At 70.8% G+C, this 16,113-nt stretch carries 10 protein-coding genes and 1 pseudogene; 8 read left to right on the top strand and 3 right to left on the bottom strand.

Annotated features, from left to right (window positions below; genetic code table 11):
* Positions 1–140: 140 nt before the first annotated feature.
* Positions 141–1,577: an FAD-dependent monooxygenase gene (locus ACZ4QV_RS16085; protein ID WP_467762991.1), complete on the top strand. Its 1,437-nt coding sequence runs from the start codon at positions 141–143 to the stop codon at positions 1,575–1,577.
* A 30-nt stretch (positions 1,578–1,607) separates the two neighbouring features.
* Here ACZ4QV_RS16085 and ACZ4QV_RS16080 read toward each other — a convergent pair whose 3' ends face one another.
* The gene (locus tag ACZ4QV_RS16080) at positions 1,608–2,837 is read right to left on the bottom strand and encodes a hypothetical protein (RefSeq protein WP_467762990.1); all 1,230 of its coding nucleotides are present in this window, start codon (positions 2,835–2,837) and stop codon (positions 1,608–1,610) included.
* Between the two features lie 216 nt (positions 2,838–3,053).
* Here ACZ4QV_RS16080 and ACZ4QV_RS16075 point away from each other — a divergent pair, with 216 nt between their 5' ends.
* On the top strand, positions 3,054–4,253 hold the full coding sequence (locus ACZ4QV_RS16075) for an MBL fold metallo-hydrolase (RefSeq protein WP_467762989.1): 1,200 nt from the start codon (positions 3,054–3,056) through the stop codon (positions 4,251–4,253).
* A gap of 41 nt (positions 4,254–4,294) precedes the next feature.
* Entirely contained in the window at positions 4,295–5,443 is a 1,149-nt protein-coding gene (locus tag ACZ4QV_RS16070) for a barstar family protein (protein WP_467762988.1), read from the top strand.
* A 237-nt stretch (positions 5,444–5,680) separates the two neighbouring features.
* Here ACZ4QV_RS16070 and ACZ4QV_RS16065 read toward each other — a convergent pair whose 3' ends face one another.
* Positions 5,681–6,121 (bottom strand): hypothetical protein, encoded by a 441-nt coding sequence (locus ACZ4QV_RS16065; RefSeq protein ID WP_361640066.1) that lies wholly within the window; start codon positions 6,119–6,121, stop codon positions 5,681–5,683.
* A gap of 18 nt (positions 6,122–6,139) precedes the next feature.
* Positions 6,140–10,147, bottom strand: a complete 4,008-nt coding sequence (locus tag ACZ4QV_RS16060) for a polymorphic toxin-type HINT domain-containing protein (RefSeq protein WP_361619700.1) — start codon at positions 10,145–10,147, stop codon at positions 6,140–6,142.
* Positions 10,148–10,453: 306 nt separating this feature from the next.
* Here ACZ4QV_RS16060 and ACZ4QV_RS16055 point away from each other — a divergent pair, with 306 nt between their 5' ends.
* The 5 genes and pseudogenes from ACZ4QV_RS16055 to ACZ4QV_RS16035 all read left to right on the top strand — a co-directional run.
* Positions 10,454–10,981: a hypothetical protein gene (locus tag ACZ4QV_RS16055; protein ID WP_361883421.1), complete on the top strand. Its 528-nt coding sequence runs from the start codon at positions 10,454–10,456 to the stop codon at positions 10,979–10,981.
* 71 nt (positions 10,982–11,052) lie between these two features.
* The gene (locus tag ACZ4QV_RS16050; RefSeq protein ID WP_361619696.1) at positions 11,053–12,651 is read left to right on the top strand and encodes a S1 family peptidase; all 1,599 of its coding nucleotides are present in this window, start codon (positions 11,053–11,055) and stop codon (positions 12,649–12,651) included.
* A gap of 757 nt (positions 12,652–13,408) precedes the next feature.
* Positions 13,409–13,507, top strand: a pseudogene (locus ACZ4QV_RS16045) (hypothetical protein); the annotation flags it as partial.
* A 301-nt stretch (positions 13,508–13,808) separates the two neighbouring features.
* Positions 13,809–14,708, top strand: a complete 900-nt coding sequence (locus tag ACZ4QV_RS16040; protein WP_467762987.1) for an Ig-like domain-containing protein — start codon at positions 13,809–13,811, stop codon at positions 14,706–14,708.
* 78 nt (positions 14,709–14,786) lie between these two features.
* On the top strand, positions 14,787–16,113 hold a 1,327-nt coding region (locus ACZ4QV_RS16035), incomplete at its 3' end, for a trypsin-like peptidase domain-containing protein (RefSeq protein WP_361592904.1).

The following is a 16,113-nucleotide window of genomic DNA, read 5'->3' as shown; positions in this document are numbered from 1 at the left end:
GGGCGGCGCGTCCAAGTGCGCAGAGTGGTGATTGACAGCGCCGCCCGGTGGTCCGAGGGTGAGAGTCCGTGCGCGACCGGTGGGGCGAGGGCCGTCCGCCGGACCTGAAGGGCCGCCCTGGCGGCAGGACGGGGGCAGCGGTGGAAGAGACCACCGGAACGGCTGGGGAGCGGCACGCGGTCGTCATCGGCGGCGGGCTCGCCGGGATGCTCGCGGCCACCGCCCTGTTCGGGTACGTGGACACCGTCACCGTCGTCGAACGCGACCGGTACCCGGCCGGAAACGTCTTCCGTAAGGGCGTACCGCAGGCCCGTCATCTGCACGTCTTCCTCAGCGGCGGCCTCCGCGCGCTGGAGGAACTGCTGCCCGGCACGGGTCAGGCGTTCACCGACGCCGGAGCACGCACCCTCTACCCGCCGAGCGACCTGGTCACCCGGACCTCCGTGGGCTGGCAGCACCGCTTCGAAGAACGCCGCCACGGGTGCCTGTCGGTCACCCGCCCGGTGATCGACGGCGTCGTACGGGCCCGTGTGCTGCGGGCGGCGGCCGCGTCGGCCACCCGCCTGGAGGTGCTGGAGGCGACCGAGGGGGTCGGCCTGACCGGCGACGCGGGGCGGGTCACGGGCGTGCGGGTACGGGTCCGGCCGGGCGGCGGGCCCTCCGGCGGAGCGGGTCCGGCCGAGCGGACCGTGCCCGCCGTGCTCGTCGTCGACGCCTCCGGGCGCAGTTCCAAGGCGCCGCAGTGGTTCGCCGAACTGGGCCGCCCCGCCCCGCGCCAGGAGACCGTGGACGCCGGCCTCGCCTACGCGACCCGGATGTTCCGCCCCACCGGCCCGGCCGGCGCACCGGACATGGGCATCAACATCCCCGGCTGGCCCGGGAGTCCGCGCGGCGCGGTGTACGTACCGGTCGAGAACGGCACCTGGCTGCTGACCGCCGCGGGCGTACGCGGCCACCACCCGCCCACCGACGACCAGGGCTTCGCCGACTTCACCGCCACGATCGGCGACCCGTACATCCACAGCCTGCTGCCGCACACCGAACCGGTCTCGCCCGTCTACGGCTTCCGTGACACCGCCAACCGCCGCCGGCACTACGAACGGCCCGGCGCCGTTCCCGAAGGGTTCGTCGTCGTCGGCGACGCCAACTGCACCTTCAACCCGGTCTACGGACAGGGCATGTCGATCGCCGCGCTGGACGCCTTGGCGCTGCGCCGCACCCTGCAATCCGGGGGCGGCCTGAGCCCGGGGCTGGCGCGGCGGGCGCAGCGCGCGGTGGCCCGCGCCACCGAGCCCGCCTGGATGATCGCCATCGGCGCCGACCGTCCGTACGCGAGCGGCGCGGACGCCCGCTCGAGCCTGGGCGAGCGGCTGATGTCCTGGTACGTGCAGCGGCTCATCCTCCGCTCCGTCGTCGACCCCGCCCTCGGCGCCGCGTTCCGCGACGTCTCCTGCCTGACCGCGCCGCCGTCCCGCCTGATGGCTCCGCGCACGGTGCTGCGGACCGTACTGCTGCCGCTCCGGCCCGGCGCCGGCGCCCCGCCGACGAGCGTCGTACCGCTCCAGCGGGCGGCCTGACGGCGCGCCAGGAGACCGCCGGGCGGTGTGTCACCGTGCCCCGCCCGGCAGGAACAGGCTGACCACGCCGGTGGCCAGGGGCGCCAGGATGCCGAAAGCCGGGGCCAATACCTTCGGCAGCGAGACGTCCAGGCGCAGGAAGGCCACCAGCCGCGCCCGGCGCTCCACCCAGTCCTCGGTCAGCTCGTCGGCCTCCGGGATACGGACCGTCGCCTCGACCAGCCGGCCGGCGACCGATCGCCACAGCACCACGACCGGCAGGAAGACCAGCGCGAACATCACGCTGAAGAAGGCGCCGTAGAGCAGCACGGAGGACGCCGGGAAGGTCTTCTCGGGGACGCCGTACGCCAGCAGGGCGTTGCGCAGCGCGCCCGCGTCGACGACCGCGGTCGAGATGATCAGGCTGCCGCCGGTCAGGAAGCGCACCGCGTCCCGCCACCCGCGGTGCAGTTCCCGCAGCGCTCCCACCGGGGCGAGGACGTCCGGTTCGGTGGGCAGCCGGCGGCTCAGCCGCAGCAGCCGGACCTGGACGTCCCACAGCCCCACCGCGCCCGGCGCCGCCGCCAGCATCCCCAGGACGAGCAGCAGCGGTATCCGCCACGCCAGCCCGTCGAGCGGTACGGGCACACTGCCGGGCGGTGTGAAGAAGCGCAGGATGCCGAAGACGGCGCCCAGCAGCACGACGGCCCCCGCCACCAGCACCGCCACGGCCCGGGGTGCCGGCCGGTCGATCGGCTGCCGCCAGCGCCGGTGCACCGCGTACGACATGGCGTACGCCACCGCCGCGTACAGCGCGATCGAGGCGCCTACCAGAGCGCTCCACAGGTCGAACTCCAGGAGCGAGGTGAAGGCACGTGCCTCCGGCGACTCGGCGGCCCCGAACCGCCCGACGAGGCCGGTGCCGAGCGCGGCGACGGCCAGCAGGCCGAGCGTGACCGCCAGAGGTACGGCCACCAGGCGGAGGCCCGGCCGGGACACGTGCGGGGCGGCGCGGGCCACGGGCGGGGGGAGGTCGGCCGGGGACAGTTCGGCCGGAGGCGGACCGGTCGCCGGCAGGCCGTCCGCGGGCAGGTCGTCGGCCGCGGGGGCGTTGCCCTTCGGGTCCGTACCGGGGTGATCCGCGGCCCCCGGCTGTCCCGCCACGCCCTGCGGCGGTAACGACGTCATTCCGTCCGACGGTGCCGTTCCGCCGCCGGAGGGCGTACCGCCCGGGGCGTCTTCGCGTTCCGGTGGCTGCCCAGGCGGCAGCGTCTGGCTCATGCCACGACGGTAGGGCCGCACGGCCCGCCACGGAATGCCGGGAGCGGCCGAGTGGTTCGGTATGCGCAGGGAACACGTGTCGTGTCCGGGTGCCACGGTGTCCGCGGCGGACACCAGGAGCCCGGACGCCGGCGTGCCGGAACCCGTCAGCGTGGCGGTCCGTTCACCGCACGGCGACTCGTTGACAGCGCTACCGCTCCGATCCATGGAGGTGCCGTGCCCGGCTCCCGACCCCGCAGTGAGTCCTCGTCCGCCCCGCGTCCCGCAGAGCGGTTCGGGCTGCGCCGCCCCGCCGTCTTCGGCGCGTGGCCCACCGGGGAGCGGCTGGCGCGGATACAGAGATCACCGCAGTTCGCCGACGGCCAGTTCCGCAACCCCGTACCGACCCGGCAGATGACGCAGGGCAGCGCGCTGGCCGTGGCCCGCCAGCAACTGAGCCGCGAGGGCCGGCTGCGCCGTGCGCCGGTCGGCCGCATCCCCGTGCACCGGCCCACCGCGGCGGACTGGGGCGAGCCGCCCGCCTCCGGGCTGCGGCTGACGTGGCTGGGGCATTCGAGCGTGCTCGCCGAGATCGACGGGCACCGGGTGCTGTTCGACCCGGTCTGGGGCGAGCGCTGCTCGCCGTTCACCTGGGCGGGCCCCCGGCGCCTGCACCCCGTACCGCTCCCGCTCCGGGACCTGGACCCGGTCGACGCCGTGGTGATCTCGCACGACCACTACGACCACCTGGACATGCCGACGGTCAAGGCCCTGATCCGTACGGGCACGCGTTTCGTCGTACCGCTCGGCATCGGTGCCGACCTCGAACTGTGGGGCGTGCCCGAGGAGCGGATCACCGAACTGGACTGGCACGAGTCGGCGTCCGTCGGTGACCTGACGCTCACCGCGACGCCCGCGCAGCACTTCTGCGGCCGCGGGCTGCGCGGCCCGCAGCACACCCTGTGGGCGTCCTGGGCGGTGGCCGGCCCCGACCACCGCGTCTTCCACAGCGGCGACACCGGCTACTTCCCCGGCTTCGCCGACATCGGCGCCGAACACGGCCCGTTCGACGCGACGATGATCCAGATAGGCGCGTACAGCGAGTTCTGGCCGGATGTGCACATGACGCCGGAGGAGGGCCTGCGCGCCCACCTCGACCTGTCCGGAGGCACCCCGTCCGGCACCCTCCTCCCCATCCACTGGGGCACCTTCAACCTCGCCCCGCACCCCTGGTCCGAGCCGGTGGAACGGACGGTCGCGGCAGCACGCGCGGCACACGCCAAGGTGGCCGCCCCACTGCCCGGCAAACCCTTCGAACCGGCCGACGAGCAGATCGTGGACCCGTGGTGGCGGACCGTGGCCCTGCCGCCGGTGCACGGGTGGCCGTCGTGGCCCGCCGGGGTGTCGGCGGCGGATGCTTTCGAGGTGGTGAAATAAGGCGAGTGGAATCAGCAGCCGTTCGCGGTTAAGGAGGAAATGTGCAGGTTGAGGACGGCCGCTGGAGCTGGGAACGCGGTTTCCCGTTGCGGTATCTTCTGGCGGCCGACGGCGGTGAACAGGTGTGGGCCCGGTGCGCCGACACCGAAGGACTGTTCGCCGATCCGGTGCCTGCCCCGAGGGAGCGTCTGACCTTTCTCGGGTGTGACCCGGCCGGACCGCTGCGGACCGCCGTCGAGCAGCCCGCCGGGGCGGTTGCCCGGCTGGGTGAGCTGTGCCTCGAAGTCTGGAACGAGACGCGGCCGGTGGAGTGGTGGGGGCTGATCGACGCCGATGTCGTCGACCGGCGCCCCAGCGGCAGTGACCCCGCCCTGATCGATGTCGTCATGGAAGCGGGGGTGAACGAGCCGGAGGAGGGCCGTTCCGATCCGGCCGGGCGGCGGCGGTTCGAGCTGTTCGCGAAGGACTCCCTCGGCACCTGCCAGGGAGTCGAGGGCCTGTACGTCGAACGGGCCGGTGCTCCGGAGAAGCCGATGAAGCTGATCGGCTGCGAACCCACCGAGCGGCTGCGGGCCGTGCTGGACACGCCGGAGTCAGGGGCAGCCGCCGAGCTGTGGGCGCTGGACCGCTCCGGCCGCCCGATGACGTCCCGGAGCCTTGCGCTGGAGGTCGGCGAGGTGTGCCCGTCCGTCCTCGGGGGAGACCTGCTCGACATCACGCTCACCGACGGTGTCGACGACCCGCCTCCGCTCCTGGCCGAACCGGTCTGGGAGGCCTGGTACGAGGGGGTTCCGGACACGCTCAACGAGTGGGCCCGGTTCACGCCCGAGGGCAGGCACGAGTGGCTCAAGGTCGCTTTCCGGAACCAGGCCGCGGGGCGCGCCGACGTGTCGGGCGGCACCTACCACGTCGACGGCACCTACGTCACGGACGTCTATGGGCTGCACTGCGCCCTGGGCGAGGCGTTCCACGGTCCCGGCGGGTACTACGGTATGGACTGGCCGTCGTTCAACGACTGCCTCGCCGGCGGGGCCGGTGTGGTGCCGCCCTTCACGCTGGTCTGGCACGACGCGGAGACCGCCCGTAGCTCACTGGCCGGGGTCGTGGACAGCCTTGAGGAAGAGCTCGCCTACTTCGAGGAGATCGTGCAACGCCTCGAAGGGTCTGGTGTGGTGGTCGAGCTCCGATAGGACGACGGAGGGCCTTGCCGAGTGGGAACTCGGCAAGGCCCTCCGCTTCAGTCGGGGGAGGCGGCGTCAGCAGGTCTCACCCGGCCTGAGATCCGGCGTGTCCCCGTATGCCAACCAGAACGGCTGGCTCCGGGGGCGTGGGACCGTGACTCTGTCGCGCGTGTCTCCCGCTCGGTGAGGAATCATCGTTATGGCGTGGCCCCGCCGACCCGGTGAGCCGGCGGGGCCCGCTGATGTTCAGGAAGACAGCGCCTGCCGCGCTACGGCGTTGTCCTCGTCCGGGAGCAGTCTCGACAACTCGTCGAAGAACGCCAGCCCGGCACGACGAACGGCGGTCAGAAACTCTTCCGACGCGGCGCTCGCCTTCCTGATTTCCTTGCCGACGGTGGCCGTGACCAGAATCCGGGAGCCCTCTTTCCGGAAAGAGAGTTTGATCGGCTGGTCCGGGAAATACGTTTCCGCGTAACCCGTCGACTGCACCTTCGGCACCATGTCGGAGATGTAGCACCAGAGGTCGTCGATGTAGTCCCATTCGTCCTGGCCGATGAGCTCTTGCCCGTAGACGGACAGCTCGAGGGCGCCCTCGACATAGTCGGGGTCGGACGGCACCACGTCACAGTCACTCGCCCGTACGAAAGTGCCGTCCGGGACTCTGAAGAACGATTCGATGTCCACCACTGGTCTGAACTCCTGTTTCTACTCGTAGACAGGGTAGAGCTGGCCTACCCGGCCGCCCTTCTTCATGCCGAGCGTGTACTTGACACCGTTGACCGTGCCCGTGACCTGGTACTTGTGCTTGATGCCATTCTGAAGCAGGGTGTCCCGGTTCTGATTCATGACCTCGCCGACCACGTGCTTGAGGTCGTCGACGGACAGCTTCGGGTCAAGGAACGACTGCACCTTCTTGACGGAACCGTCCCAGTACTTGGGGTGGTGGCGCTTGAGGATGTGCTCCATGCCCTTCTTGTCGAGCTGGAACTCGTTGTCGCCGTACCGGAACCGCTTGGTGGTCCAGTCCCGCAGCGGGACAGGACACCCTCCCTTGTTGTGCACCAGGACCGCGGTCGAGCCGGCCCGGACGTAGAAGGTGTGGATACCGCTGACCGTGAGGTTGAAGACACGCTGGGAAGCAGTCCAGGTGCGCGTGTTCGTGACCTCTACGTTCGAACCGTCCTCGGTACGCAGCAGCGCGCCCTTGCGAATGTCCCCGGCCTTGACCCAGGTGCCCAGGTTCTCGACCCAGAGGGGGTGCCCGTCGGTCGCGTCGATGGTGCCGGTGGCGTTGCCCCGGGGACCGTCGGTGTCGATCGTCAGCTCGACCAGGTGCTTGGTGCCGTCGCCGACGATGACCTGTTCGACCGGCCGTGCTCCGCGCGCACCCGTCTCGGGGTCTGCGGCAAGGACCTTGTCACCCTTGTTGATGTCCTTGATGGCCTTGGCGGAGCCGTCAGCCATCACGACCGGTGTCTCGGGGGTGAAACTGTTGACCGGGCAGAATTTCGGGAGCCTGCCCTTCTTGCTGAAGGCAGCGTTCCAGAACTTCTTGCCCCACTTGGACAGCTTCGAGCCGGACTTGGCCGTGCCGACGCCGGGGACCATGCCGGCGCAGGACGCCGCAGCGTCGGCGACCTGGCCGTCCTTGGCGTACCAGCCGCAGTTGACGCCATTGGAAATGGTGCCGACCGGGCCGGGAATGGCGCCGCCGAGGTCGGCGGCGAAGTGGCCGAGGTCGGACCAGTTCAGGTCGTCCTCGTTGTCCGCCTCGGCCCGCTGCCGGAGGATCTCGTTGATCCTTTCCTGCCGTTCCCGGGCCTCCTTGTCCCGACGCTTGGCCTCCTCTTCAGCCTTCTTCTTCTGCTCGGCGATCTCCTTGGCACCATCAGCGGCCTCCTGGGCCGCCTCGGAGTCCTTGCCCGCCTGGAGCGCGGACGTGCGCGCGTCGTTGGCAGCCGTCCAGGCCGAGTCGGCCGAGCCCCGGGCCATCGCAGCCGACGCCTCGGCACGGGCGGCGGAGTTGGACGCGTCCAGGGCCGCGCGCTTGGCATCGGCCTCGGCAGCACGAGCCTTCCTGGCGGACTCGGCGGCCTGCCGGGCCGATGCCTCGGCCCGCTGAGCCGATTTCTTGGCGTCGTCCGCGTACTGCCGGGCCTGGCCTGCCGCCTTCTTGGCCTCTGCCGCGGCCTTGTCGGCCTCCGCAGCCGCGTTCTTCGCCCGCAGCGCGTACTCGTTGGCCTTGTGGGCGTTTTCCCGCGCCGTGGCGGCCACCCCGTCGGCCTCAGCGATGAGCCGCTCGATCTGCGCGTTGTGCGTAGCGGCCAGGCTGTCCTTGCGCTGGGCCATGTACTGACCCGCCTCGATGAAGGTGTGCAACAGCTGCGGCGGCCCCTCCAGAGCGATCTGGGCGGCGGCCTTGACCTCCGGACCGCCGTTGCTCAGCAGCTGCAGGGCCCGGATCCGCTCGTCCGCCGCCTGGGCGGTGTACTGGCCCTGGTGCAGGAAGGCCAGCAGCTTCTCGGGGGAACCGTCGTTGAGCGCGGCCTTGGCGGCCTCCTTCACCTGCGTGTCGCCGGTGCTGTTCAGCCGCAGTGTCTGGATGCGGTACTCGGCCGACGCCACCTGGTGCTGCCCGGTGCTCAGGAAGTCGCTGACTGCCTTGGCATCGCCCTGGAGCGCCTTCTCGGCACCCTGCTTGACGGCCTCGGATATGCCCTCGTCCGTCAGGCGTTCCGTGCGGAAGCGTTCGTCCTGCTCGAGAGCCTTCTTGTGGCCCGACTGTACGTACTTGCGCACCTCGTCGTCCGAGCCGGCCAGGGCGACCTCGGCGGCTGCCTGGCTCCAGGGGCCACCGGCCTCCATGACACGCAGGGCGACCTTACGGCCCTTGGCGGCTGTGTCCTTGAGCGCGCTGCCGGGCTCGGCGGCCTCGGCGGCCAGGCGGTCGGCCTCGGCGTTGAGGTCCTTGAACTCCTTCAGCGTGGCCGCTTCGACGGCCTTGCGCTGATCGTCCTCGTCCTTGAGGTCCTTGGCCTTCGCAATCGCGGCGGCCGTACGGGACTTGAGCTCCTCTTCCTCGGTCTGCCGCACCAGCGCGTGGGTCTTGCGCGCCTGCGCCACGGCGTTGGTGGCCTCGGTGGCGGAGTCCTTGGCAGCCTTGGCGTGGTTCGCTGCCTTCTCGGCCTGCTTGTTGGCTTCGCCTGCGTGCTTGGCCGCGTCCTCGGCAGCGGCCGCGGCGTTGTTGGCATGCTTGGCAGCCGACCTGGCCGCGTTGCGTGACGCATACGCCTCACTCGCCGCCTGCTTCGCCAAGGCCGAGGAGCGGTTGGCCGCACGGGTGGCCTCGGCTGCGTGGCGGCGCGCCTGCGCCGCGGCGGCACGGGCTTCACCGGAATGGGCTCCGGCCGCGTCCGCGAAACCGCTCGCCTCGCTCGCCGCGGATGCCGCGGCGTCCGCGTTACGGCCGGCGCTCAGCGCCGCACCAGCGGCCTTGCTCGCTTCGTCCGAGGCGATTCCTGCCTGATCGGCGGCGTCGGCCGCCTTTTCGGCACCCTTGGCGGCGTCACGGGCCTGTTCAGCGGCCTCACGCGCGGCGGAGGCCTGGGAGGCGTCCCCCGCCGCGGCCGCGGCGGCGTTCTGGGCCCGGGAAGCGGCATTGGCCGCACCGGCCGCGGCGGCCGCGGCCTGGGAGGCGGCGTGTGCCGCGACACGAGCCGCGTTGTTGGCGGCGCGCGCTGCGCTGATCGCCTGCTGCGCGGCCAGCGCCGCGGACTTGGCCGCCTTCGCGGCGCGGCCGGCTGCGCTGGCCGCCTTCAACGAGTCCTTGCGTGCGGCCTCGGTCTCCCGCTTGGCCTCTTCCGCGGCCTCCTTGGCCAGCTTCGACGCCTCGATCGCGCGCTCGGAGGCCACCTTGGCGGCATCCGTTTCCCGCTTGGCCCGAGCACCCGCTTCCTTGGCCTGCTGTGCCAGTTGCTCGACGGTCGCGCGTTCCTGGTCCCGGTCACGGGCGACGTACTGGCCGACCTCCAGGAACTCCTTGTAATCTTCGGCGGACCCCTCGAGGGCAGCCTTCGCGGCTTCCTTGGCCGCTGGGCCGCCGGTGCTCAGAATCTGCAGGATCTGGACCCGGTTGTCCGCCTTTTCCGCGGAGTAACGGGTCGTGTCCAGGAACTCGCGTACGTCGTCGGGCGTGCCGTTCAGTGCCGTCTTGGCGGCCTCCTGGATGTACCGCCCGCCCGTGCTGATCGCTTGCTGGGCCTCGATGCGCTGGTCTGCCTGAAGCGGCTTCTCCCAGCCGTCCTTCAGGAAGTTCCGCAGTGTTTCCGGATTGTCGGCCGACAGTGCCTGGGTGGCTGCGCCCCGCACATTGACGCCGCCCAAGGAGACGATCTGCAAGGCTTCGATACGGTCGTCCTTGGCTTCAAGGAGAACGTGCTCCTTGTCCAGAAAACGCTGGACGTCCTCGTCGGTACCCAACAGGGCGGCTTCCGCAGCCGCCTTGACGCCTGGCCCGCCCTCCTGCCACAACTTGACGATGCGGCCGCGAGGGGAATCCGGGATGGGATCGAGATCCTGATCCTCTGGCCATACATCTGATTCTTCCGTCGCGAACGCGGGACTCGTCCCGACTGCCCCCGCGACGATCGTCAGTGACAGCGCGGTCGCGCATACAGCGCGTATACCGAGCCGCCACTTTCCTCTCGCTCTCACTACACAACCCTTCAGGTTGTTCACGCGTTGCCGGCTTTCGGCGCGGCGAGCATAACGGCGTCGGGAACGTCGGATCTCTCTCTCGGGCGGTTGCCGGGGGCACGTCGGCGGTGCCGTCTCGGCCGCCGGTCAGGTCTGGTGGGCCGCGACGACATGGGGCGCGAAGTCGGATTTGTGATCACTTCGTTACCCATGGGTCGTAAATGGTTGGTCGGGATGTTCAGGTGATAAGTTCACGGCTGCTCTTTAATGGATTTCTCATGTGGCCGCCGTGCGGCGCCGCATGCCCCTCGGAAGGAACCCCTGGTGATACCTAGCGCCCGTAAGAGGCTGGTCGTCGGCGTCGTCGGTGCCGTCACGAGCATCGCAGCGGTCTCCGCGCTCGCCACGGCCCAGGCCGCTCCGCGCCCCGCGAGCGCCGGCGTGCAGCAGGCAGCGACAGACGAAATGCCCTCCGCCGTCGAGGACTTCGGCTACCCGGGCGCGGACAAGATCCTGGCCGAGAAGGGCCTCAAGCTCCTCAAGGGTGACGGTCACATCCTTCTGACCGAGTGCTCCGGCGACTGGAAGATCAAGGTCGAGGCCAACAAGGCGTTCGACACCGTCTTCTACTGCTTCAAGGTGACCGGCAAGAAGGGGAACCTCACCATGGAGGTGCCCGATGTGAGCGGTATCTGGACCGAGAAGCAGGTCGTCAAGGCCATCCTCACCTCTGAGGGCAAGAAGCAGACCGTCGTCACCAATGACGGCCCGAACCAGGTGAAGACGGTCGGCGTTGCCGATGTCCCCTCGGGCGGTAAGAAGGCTGACCTTCTTGAGCTTCGCGTCGGTTGATCGAGCGTTCTCAGACTGCCGCTGATCGACAGCGGCAGCCAGCAATGACCACGGGGTTTGAGAAAAGGGATATGTACAGCAGACGTGCCCGCGCCGGATGGCTCGCGGGAATCCTCACCACCACTCTCGCGGCCGGCGTGCTGACCAGCGCCACCGCCCACGCTGTCGCGAATGCGTCCGTCGCCACCGGCGATTACGCGTTCACCGCCAAGCTCGACATCGGTGACGGCAAGCGCAGCTGCTCCGGCGCGCTGGTCGACAAGCAGTGGCTGCTCACCGCGGCGAGCTGCTTCGCCGCCGACCCGGCCAAGGCGCCGCAGGTCTCCGAGGGCAAGCCCGCTTGGCCGACGACGGCCACCATCGGCCGTACCGACCTGACCGGGTCGGGCGGCAGCGAGGTCCAGGTCGACGAACTGGTGCCGTACCAGGGCCGGGACCTGGTGATGGCCAAGCTCGCCAAGCCGGTCGCCGGCGTCACTCCCGTGACGATCGGCACCACGGCCCCGGTGGCGGGGGAGCAGCTGAAGGTCGCCGGGTTCGGCCGGACGACGACCGCGTGGGTACCGACCAAGCTGCGTGCGAGCTCTTTCACCGTCGGTACGGTCCAGGACGGGAAGCTGGGCATCACCGGCAAGAACACGGCGGTGTGCAAGGGCGACACCGGCGGGCCGGCGGTGCGTGAGGCGGGCGGCCGCCTGGAGCTGGTGGGTATCAACAGTACGTCCTGGCAGGGCGGTTGCCTGGGAACCGACCCGGAGGAGACCCGCACGGACGCCGTGGACTCCCGGGTCGACGACCTGAACGACTGGGTCAGCAAGGTCCGTTACCGCAGCGTCTTCCCCAACGCGCCGTGGGGCAAGGCCACGCACGTCGCGTCGGGCTACTTTACCGGCGGTTCGGCCGGCGGTACCCGGCACATGGACCTGATCGTGCGCTGGACCGACGCCGAGATGACCCTCTACCAGGGTGGTGACGACAAGGACGCCAAGCACCCCTTCGTCGCCGAATACCGGCTGGCGGCCCCGAACACGCCCAAGAAGAAGAGCACCTGGGACTACGCCCGGCAGATCACCGGCGCCAGCTTCGGCGACGGCTCGGACGGCCTGGTGGTGCGCTGGGTCGACGGTGAGGTGACCCAGTACACCCACGTGGACAAGGACGGTTTCCACGGGGAGAAGATGCTGGCCAAGAGCGCGGACTGGACGAAGACCACGCAGATCACCGCGGGCCGGTACACCGCCAACGCGCAGCGCGACGACCTGCTGGTCGTCTGGGAAGACGGCCACGTCACGCTCCACCCCGACCTGGACACGAACGGCGTGAAGCCGGCTGCCCAGAAGGTGCTGACCAAGGCGAACAAGACGTGGCCGCACGCCACGCAGATCACCTCCGGCGAGTTCACCGGCAAGAAGACCGCGGACCTGCTGGTGCGCTGGTCCGACGGTGAGGCCACCATCTACCCGGGCGTGGACACCGCCGGCTTCCACGGCGAGATCCAGCTCCGCCCGGCCAAGTCGCCGTGGTCCGGCGCGACCGTGGTCGGCGCGGGTGCCTTCGTCGCCAACGACCGGCCCAACGACGTCATCGTGCGCTGGGCCGACCAGACGCTCGGCATCTACCCGGGCGTGGACGCCCAAGGGACGCACGGCGAGGTCAAGCTCGTCGGCTGAGGCACGCACCTCACCGCAGTCCGGCCGGCCGTCGTACCCGAGGGCCGGCCGGACCGCTGCCAGGGCCGCGACCGAACAGTCGATCTTCCGGCCCTGAGCCCGGCACCGGCCGGGGCGTCCCGCTCCCGCCGGTGCTCCTCCACGAGCCGGTGTCCACGACACCGTGCTCCTTGCACTTCTCCGCACGCCAAGGACCTGCCCGCCCGTGAACCCGTTCCCCACCCTGCCCACTCTGGTCGCCCGCCGGGTGCGTCAGAGCCTGTGTGCCTGCGCCCTGGCCGCCAGCCTGAGCGCCGCGGCGACACTCAGCCCTCTGGAAGCCACCGGCCCCTCGCGCGCCGATGCCCGCCAGGCCGCCACCGGCCCTGACAGCCCGCAGTCCCGGCACCGCGGCGACCCCGCCCTCGACCTGCCCAACCTCCTGCGGGACGGCCAGGGCAGGGAGCCCGACGCGGGAGACGCTGGTCAGGCGTCGCCGGGTACTGCGGGTATCCCGGCTACGGCTTTGGCTGCGTATCGGAAGGCGGAGGGGGTGTTGCGGGGGAGTCAGCCGTCGTGTCGTCTGCCGTGGCAGTTGGTGGCGGGGATCGGGCGGGTGGAGTCCGTGCATGCCTCTGGTTACGGATTGCGTGGTGACGGCTCGACGGCGCGGCCGATCCGGGGGCCGCGGCTGGACGGGGTGCAGTTCGCGCTGATCCGGGACACCGATGGGGGACGGTGGGACGGGGATGCGGCGTTCGACCGTGCGGTGGGACCGATGCAGTTCATTCCGTCGACGTGGGGGAGCTGGGGCGCGGACGGTAATGGTGACGGGGTCAAGGACCCGAACAATATGTTTGATGCGGCATTGGGTACGGCGCGTTATCTGTGTGCGGGGGACAGGGATCTGAGCCGGGGGGCCGATCTCGACCGGGCGATTCTGAGTTACAACAATTCCCGTGCGTATGTGAATGCCGTACGGAAGTGGATGGACACCTATCGGGGCGCCGGGGTCACTGAGACGCCGGACGACGCTCCGGCCACGCCGCACCGGCCCGACCCCGCGGAGAGGGCGTCCGACGTACGCCGGGGTTACCAGCCCACCCGTACCGGCCAGCCGGCTCAGCCGGACCGGAACCGGAGGCTGCCCCCGGACTCCGGCGGGTCCGGTGGCTCCGGTGCGTCGAAGCGTGTTCCGTCGGGCCAGGGGACCGGCACCGGGGGCCGCCCGGTGCCCCCCCCACCGCCCGCCGGCCAAGCCGGACCCTGCCCCCGAGCCGGTCGCGGATCACCACACCGTCGTACGGCTGGAGAGCCTCGGCGACCGGCACCTGGAGGCCGAAGTCGGTACGGCCTTCGGCCGAAAGCCGCAGGTCCGGGCCCTCGACGCGCACGGCCACCCGGTGCCCGGCGCCCGGGTCACGTTCCGCGGCACCGGTGTACGACTGCCGGGGGAGGCCGCCACCGTGACGGTGACGGCAGACCGGGGCGGCATCGCCACCGCCCCCGCCCTTCAGCCCGGCGACCGCCCTGGACGTTTCACGCTCACCGCGACCGCGCCCGGTGGACGTGGCCCGGCTGTCGACTTCACGGTCACCGTCCGGCCGCCCTCCTACCGTCTGGAGCTGTGGGACCGGGACCACCAGGACCACCACGACCCGCAGCGTCCGCCGCTGTCGCTGCCTCTGCAGGCGGGCCCGGACAGTCTCCTCTCCGAGCTGCCGTCCGTGCGGGTCACCCGGAACGGCCGCCCCGCCGCCGGCCTGCGCATCGCCGTGACCGTGCTGACCGCCGCCAAGGGCGAGAAGCCGGCGCCCGTTCTCGACGGGCCGTCCCTTCGGGACGCACACGACCGCTCGGTGCGTTCCTTGCTCCTGCCCCCTGCGGACGCCGACGGCCGAATCGCCCTGCCGCCTCTGCACACCGGGCCGCGCCCGGGCTCCTACCTCCTGCGTCTGGCCATCCCGTCCGAAGACGCTCCCGCCGGCCCGGCTGCTCCGTCCACCCCGTCCGGCAATGTCCTGGACATTCCGCTGACGGTCACACCGCCACTGTCGGCCGGGCCGCGCATTCCCTGACAGCCGTCTCGAATTTTCTATCCGTATTCTGCTCGGCCGGGTTGCCGGCCGAGCCCGTTTCTTCGCAAAGAGCACTTCATGAAACGTACTTTCTGGCTGCGCGCCACCACCCTCGGCGTGGCCTCCCTGACCCTGGCCGGCGCCGGAATCTCCGCCGCGGCGGCCGCCGGCGCCACCCCGCCGCCGACGGAAGGCTCGCCCGCCGTTTCCGCGGCGGCGCCGGACGCGGTGCAGATGACCGCGGGCACGCCGGATCCTTCAGCGCCTGAGCAGGTGCGTAAGGCAAAGGAGACCGAGCGGTACTGGACGCCGGAACGTATCCGCAGTGCGGTGCCGGTGGAGACCGCCGAGGCCGGGGAGAAGAGCGAGGGCGGTCAGCCCGCACCCGGCGTGCGGCGCAAGCGGTCGGCGGAGCCGACCCACCAGGTGGCCGAGGGCATCCCCACCGTCGGCGTGTTCCTGCTGCGCGGCAAGGACGGCAGCGCGACCCACAACCAGTTCTGCACGGCCAGCACCGTCACGTCCGCCACCAAGAGCCTGGTCGTCACGGCCGCGCACTGCCTCAAGGGCAACACCTCGCTGCGTGACGCCGCCTTCGTCCCCGGCTACCGCGCCGGGACGACCAAGTCGGGCCAGGCCGGCGAGACGCCGTACGGCATCTTCCCCGTCCTGGACGGCAAGGTCTGGATCGACCACCGCTACCAGCAGAGCCCCGCCGACGACGACGTGGACTTCGCCTTCCTGCGGGTAGGGGCCAACGCCCAGGGCCAGTTGCTGGAGGACGCCGCAGGCCCCGGCAACACCCTCACAGCCGTCGATTCCGCACACCTGGCCCGCGAGAGCGTCACCGCCGTCGGCTACCCGGGAGGCCAGAAGACGCCGTTGTCGTGCACCAACGACACCCGGGCATTCCAGGGCCGTTTCATGGAGATCCAGTGCGACGGTTACCGGGCGGGCGTCAGCGGCGGTCCGTTCATCGAGGACTTCGACGGGCAGCGCGGCAATCTGGTCGGTGTCATCGGCGGTTACAAGACCGGCGGACAGTACGACCACACCTCGTACACCTCGCAGTTCGACGACGACGCGACGTGGCTCTACCGGCAGGCTGTCGCCGACCTTCCCCTGGACGGAAAGTTCACCATGGGCGGGGCCGGAACCTGGCAGCACGCGCGCCTCATGACCGCAGGCAGCTTCCATTCCGCCTCGGTGCGCAACAACACCAGTGATTTGATCGTGCGTTGGTCGGACGGGGAGGTCTCCCTCTACCCGGGCAATGGCGCCTACGGGTTCGGCAAGGACGTACAGCTGATCAAGGACCCGGAATGGAAGAACGCGGCGGTGATGACCGCGGGTGACTTCACCGGGGACGGCACCAGCGATCTTCTGGTGCGCTGGACGAACGGCA

The sequence above is a fragment of the Streptomyces sp. NPDC026394 genome (assembly GCF_055567735.1).
Note: the sequence above shows the minus strand (reverse complement) of the source record. Positions and strands in the feature narration are given on the sequence as shown.